This is a genomic window from Sporomusa sp., from assembly GCF_057736855.1.
Genome location: NZ_JBYKYF010000043.1, coordinates 8,590 through 14,679, shown reverse-complemented (window position 1 = coordinate 14,679; position 6,090 = coordinate 8,590). Strand labels below are relative to the sequence as shown.

5 protein-coding genes are annotated in these 6,090 nt (G+C 47.7%); all 5 read left to right on the top strand.

Annotated elements, in window-relative coordinates:
- Positions 1-578 (top strand): precorrin-2 C(20)-methyltransferase (gene cobI / locus AC29Z1_RS04730; RefSeq protein WP_488270307.1); only part of this gene is annotated, 578 nt, incomplete at its 5' end.
- A gap of 15 nt (positions 579-593) precedes the next feature.
- Complete coding sequence (locus AC29Z1_RS04725; protein ID WP_488270306.1) at positions 594-2,009, top strand: cobyrinic acid a,c-diamide synthase CobB; 1,416 nt, start codon at positions 594-596, stop codon at positions 2,007-2,009.
- Between the two features lie 29 nt (positions 2,010-2,038).
- A complete protein-coding gene (locus AC29Z1_RS04720) occupies positions 2,039-2,968 on the top strand; it encodes a sirohydrochlorin cobaltochelatase (protein ID WP_488270305.1) in 930 nt (309 codons plus the stop codon).
- A gap of 133 nt (positions 2,969-3,101) precedes the next feature.
- Positions 3,102-4,745 (top strand): hypothetical protein, encoded by a 1,644-nt coding sequence (locus AC29Z1_RS04715; protein ID WP_488270304.1) that lies wholly within the window; start codon positions 3,102-3,104, stop codon positions 4,743-4,745.
- 4 nt (positions 4,746-4,749) lie between these two features.
- Positions 4,750-6,090: ABC transporter ATP-binding protein (locus tag AC29Z1_RS04710; RefSeq protein ID WP_488270303.1), on the top strand; the 1,341-nt coding region annotated here is incomplete at its 3' end.

The window sequence follows — 6,090 nt, the reverse complement described above, 5'->3', positions numbered from 1 at the left end:
CGATGAAGATTGCAGGTGCCTATATTCCCGCCACAACAGAAATTTTGGAAATATCGACACCGATGATTCGTGAGACAGCAGCCTTGGAGGCAGAATGGCAGAACGGTGCGGCGCAGATCGTTGCCCGGCTGCGAGGCGGTAAACATGTTGCATTTATTACGATTGGCGATACGATGCTATTTAGTACTTATACATATTTGATGAAGAAAGTGCGTGAAATCATGCCTGAAGCCGTCGTCGAAAGCGTACCAGGCATAACTTCTTTCTCCGCGGCTGCGGCCTATCTCAATGCCGCGCTGGCTGAAGGCAGCGAAAAACTGGCCATCGTTCCGGCTATTGACGATCCTGAACAACTCAAAGAAGTGTTACGGCAATTTTCTAATGCCATTTTAATGAAAGTAGCTGGAAAGTATGATCAAATCGTGGATGTGTTGGCTGAGTTAGGACTAAAGGATAAGGCTGTATATATGAGCAGGGTCGGTTATCCCGAGCAGTTTGTCACCTTTGATTTAGACAGCCTGCGGGGGACGAAGCTTGATTATATGTCGCTGATTTTTGTAAAACGGGACGGTTTTTAATAGGGGGACAATGAGATGAATGTTTTGCAGATTCCCCGGCTGGTGATTGCTGCAAATCACAGCGGCGCTGGCAAGACCACGATTGTTACCGGCTTGCTGGCCGCGCTTGTTGGCCGTGGGCTGAAGGTTCAATCCTATAAAGTAGGTCCTGATTATATCGATCCCGGCTATCATCGTCTGGCCAGCGGTAAATCGGCGCATAATCTCGATACTTGGCTTTTGCCAGCCGAGAAGACAGTTTCTATCTTCGCGGAAACATCAGCAAACAATGATATTGCAATTATTGAAGGCGTTATGGGTTTGCATGATGGCGGACGCAGCGGCATCAGCAGTACGGCCGCGATTGCCAAACTTCTAAATGCGCCGGTAGTTTTGGTGTTGGACGCCAGGTCAATGGGCGAGAGTGCAGCCGCCACTGCGCTGGGCTATAAGCTGTATGACCCTGAGGTGAATTTTGCTGGCGTAATTATTAACCGCATCGGTTCAGAATCGCACTATACGATGATCAGTGAGGCGCTGGAGCGGCTAAACATTCCTGTACTGGGCGCTATTAAGCGCAACGCTGCGTTGACCATGCCGGAGCGTCACCTTGGCTTGACTCCGGTAACCGAACATGATGCGGGCCAGACGCTACAGATACTGTCTGAACAAATAAACAGCCAAGTGTCTATTGATCAGATTATCAAAGTGGCACAGCAGGCGCCGCCGCTGCGGTGGGTAAGCAAACAACAGGAGCAGTCTGGAGTTTCCGGCATCCGTATTGGTGTTGCCATGGACGATGTATTTACGTTTTATTATCCGCAAAGCTTGGATGCGCTGGTGTCTGCCGGGGCCAAACTGATTCCTTTTAGCCCGCTACAAGATACTTCTCTGCCCGATGTTGACGGATTGATTCTAGGCGGCGGTTTTCCGGAAATGTTCGTTGAGCAGCTTGCAGCCAATCATCAGATACGTCAAGCCATAGCCCGGGCGGGGAGACAGGGTATGCCGATATATGCCGAATGTGGTGGGCTGATGTATTTGTGCAGGCAAATTACTGACTTCTCTGGCCGATCCCACGAAATGGTCGGGCTAGTGCCGGCAACCTGCGTGATGCAGTCTAAACTGGAAACAGTCGGATATGTAGAGGCTACCGCTTTAGGAGATAACGTATTATGTCAGGTTGGTGAAGTGATTCGTGGGCATGAGTTTCATTTTTCGCGAATGGTACCTGATGAGGCAGATACTGCATTTCCTTGGGCATTTCAATTTAGAAAAATTAGAACTGAAGCAACTTATCTGGGTGGCTTCATGACTGATAACATTCTGGCATCGTATCTTCATCAGCACTTTGCTGGTAGTGAGAAGGTGGCCAGACGCTTTATCGAGAAATGCAGGCAGTTTAAACGTAGTAAGGAAAAACTGGTTTTACATTCTTACGAGGCGCAGTAATCAAAAGATAAAGGAGTTGTTTTTTACCAATGAAAAACATGTATTCTCTTATCACACTGTGCATACTTGCCATTTTTGGCTGCGTAAGCCTGATGCCGTCACAGGCAGCCGCTGCACCGACCACTGCAGATAAAAAAGCTATTTTAGTTGTAAGTTTCGGTACAACCTATCCTGATACCATGAAATCAACAATTGAAGCTGTTGAAAACAAGATAAAAGTCGAGTTTCCTGATTATGAAGTCCGCCGGGCGTTTACTTCCCGGATTATCATTAAAAAGCTGGCCGAGCGGGATGGCGTGAAAATTGACACCGAAAAAGAAGCACTTGCCCGGTTGAGTGCTGAAGGTTTCCGCGAAGTTATTGTCCAGCCGCTGCATATTGCTGCCGGTGAAGAATTTGATTTGGTCAAGGGGATTGTAAGGCATCATGAAGCCGCTAGAACTTTTGACAAAATTGCATTAGGCCGACCTCTTCTGTATTTTATGGGACAAGAAGACAAAGCTGACGACTATCTGGTCGCCGTGAAAGCCATAGAGGCTCAGCTGCCCAAACAGAAAAAGGGTGAGGCTGTTGTATTGATGGGACATGGTGGTGTTCATCCCGGCAATTCGGCCTATGCTGCATTGCAGCTCAAATTACATGACGAAGGCTATAACAATGTGTATATCTACACTGTCGAAGGCTATCCGACCCTAGATGATGTCATGAAAAAGCTAAAAACCAATAAAGTGAAAAAAGTGACTTTGATGCCGTTCATGCTGGTGGCTGGCGACCATGCCACTAATGATATGGCTGGCGACGAAGAGGATTCGGCGAAATCGCAGTTAAATGCCGCCGGATTCAAAGTAGCGACCTATGTACATGGTTTAGGAGAAAATCCCAGATTCCAAGATGTTTATGTTCAACACGTGAAAGATGCTATTGCTGAACTTAATAATCCTGAAGCCCAAAAACACTAAAAAATATCTAAAACAATATAAAAAGTTAGGTGGGGGCAAATAGAGGAGCCCGGTGAAAAATAGATTAGACTGAAATACATCCCCTCGCCGATTGGGGATGTATTTCTTATTTACTACAAAGGGGGAAGAATTCTTGACCATCAAAAAAGCACTGACCGGATTAGCGACAGTGCTGTTGGTATTGTTGACAATTACCGGTCAGGCCCAGGATGGCCTGTCTTTTTCCTGTCAGTTTCCGTATTACCTTGGGAAAGCTAGGGATTCTGTGACTCCCGGTACGCAGACAACCGCGCTATTTAGTATCGAAAACCGCGGTGCTGTCGATAAAGAGGTGGTCATAACAATCAGCCTGCCACCAGGATTTAGTCCGGTCGGACATCTGGAAAACTGGGAGATAAAAGAACAAGCAGATCAGTATTTTTTAATAAGGAAAATGGTGCTGCCAGGTGGTTACAGTCAGTGGTATGACTTGCTGACATTGCATGTGGCAGCAGATGTGGCGCCTGGCAGCTATACAGCTACTGTTACGGCGGGGGCAACTACGCAGCAGGTGCCAATTAGCGTCAGTACGGGCACAGGTGACGCTGCCGCGCCGATTATGCTCTCTGGTATGGTTTTGCCCTTGGACAAAGACGGCAAATCAGATGAGCGTATGGGGCGCAATGTCTTAGTGCTGCGTGACAGACAATGGGATTATTACAAAAATCTATTTACCGGCAAAGGCGCTTCTAACCAAGAAATTGAGGCTATTCACCCGGTAACTTACTTGGGACTAGATATCGTAAATCCATCCGGAGTACAAAAACTGGCTGTTGTTACCGTCCACCTTCTAGATGCCGGCACTCATCAGCCGGTGAGCGGTTTGTTTACTCCTGGTGCGACCAGTGAAGATGTAAATGGCGGTGCACTGGATGGTCAAAAGAATTACTTAGAAGCCTTTGTGGCCATAAATGGTGACTCTTGGCAACGTCTTCAGCTACCGGTGTATGCGGATGAACGTGATTTGACTGGCGGAGAGTACATTCTCCAGGCAGAGCTAAAGGACGGGGTGAAACCGCCACTGGTGTGTGAAGTGCCGCTTACTATTGTAAAAAAGGACAGCAAGGCACTGGTAGTAGTCAGTATCGCGGTACTGGCAGTGACGGCAGGCTTGCTGGTGGCACTGAGGCATCTGCGTCAGGTACTGAGGGTGTTAAAAACGCGCTGGCTGGTAACCATTGCCTTGTTTGGTGCGGCTGCTTTTGCTGTAGTCAATGTGCCGTCAACCTTGTTAAATGATTTTTTTCATATTTTGCTGGGGCCATTCGGATTTTTAGTAACAGGCCTGTTTAGCAGTGTATTTCTCTATATGATGGTAGTGGCACTTGTCATCTTAATTCCCCGCCCAGGTGTGGTAGCGCTGATGACTGTGGTCCGTATGCTTTTAGGCATGCTGGCGTTCGGACAAATTTCGCCAATTGGTCTGCTGTCCTATGGTGTGCATGCTCTCTTGCTGGAGCTCCTGATTTATGGCAGTGGAATGTATGGCTGGCTGCAAAAGCGAGAAGAACAAAGGATACCTTTGGGCAAAATTGCGCTTTTGGCGATTAGCTGCGGTGTGGCTGATACCATTGCAACCTATGTAGGATTGCAGGCTATGGCGTTTTTGTATCGCATGTATTATGCGGCATGGTATATTGCTCTGGTTTTGGTCTTTAACGGATTTATCTATACAGTGATCGGTGCTGCCTGCGGTACGGCCTTGGGTAAACAATTAGCCAGAGTCGGGGGAGATTGACAAGATGGATAATATGATACAGTTTTGTGATGTTTCCTTTACCTATAGGCATCGTAGCACTCCCAGTGTAAAAAATGTCAGTCTCCAGGTTTCACCAGGAGAATTCTTGTTGCTGACAGGAGCCACAGGGTGTGGTAAAAGTACATTGCTAAAGATGCTCAATGGCCTGATTCCTCATGAAAGCGGCGGAAAACTTGTGGGAGAAGTATTAGTGGGCGGGCGGTCAACGCGTGGCTTGAGTGTGGCAGAGATGAGTCACACCGTTGGCATGGTGTTTCAAAACCCGGATGATCAGATTTTTTCAACAACAGTTTTTGATGAAGTGGCATTTGTTCTAGAAAATATGGGAATGACGCCAGCTCAAATTGAGCCACAGGTTAAAGCAGCGCTGCGGCTGGTAGGTCTCTTCGATAAGGCTGAGGCCAGTGTCCATGATTTGTCAGGCGGCCAAAAACAGCGTCTGGCTGTAGCGGCTGTATTGGCAGCTAAACCACAGGTATTGGCGTTGGATGAACCCATTAGTCAGCTTGACCCGCAGGGCGCGGCAGAATTATTGTCGGTGTTGAAACAACTGAATGAGAACCTAGGAATTACCATTATTATTGTCGAGCATCGGCTGCATGAAGTACTGCCGTTATGTCATAAGGTAGCCATTATGGATGACGGACAAATTATTTGGCAAGGAAAACGCGAGGAGGCATATAATTATCCGGAAATGTTTGCCGCCTACGGTCTTAGGTTGCCGCAGCCTGTTACCATTTGTCACCAACTAGGGGTTACGGTGCGTTCGGATAAAGTCAGCGATGCAGTGGCGGCCATTCGCCAATGTTATGTGATTCCTGATAGTAAACCAATTTTTCGTAAAGCAGCACCTTATACTGAATTGCCGCCGCAAAATCCGGCAATTATTGCCCGGAAATTATGTTTTCACTACGATAACCCTGAGCAATTAGTACTCAAAGATGTTGAACTTACGGTTCCCCCCGGACAATTTATTGCCCTGATGGGAAGTAACGGGGCTGGTAAGTCCACTTTGCTGCATTTGCTCGGCGGTTTACTCAAACCGGTAGCAGGCGAGATACAAGTATTGGGACAAAGAGTTACGTCAGTATCCCCTGCTGTGGGTATGGTTTTGCAAAACCCTGATTTCATGCTGTTTAACAGCACGGTGCGAGAGGAAATCAGCTTTAGCCTGCGCCAGCAACATAACGGCAATGGTGCTGGCTGGACAAAGTATTGTGATTTTCTGGTGGACAGACTGGGGCTAAAAGGACTGGAAGAAGATTTCCCGTTGGCCTTAAGTCGCGGTCAGCGATTACGGGTGGCTATTGCTGCCGTACTGGCC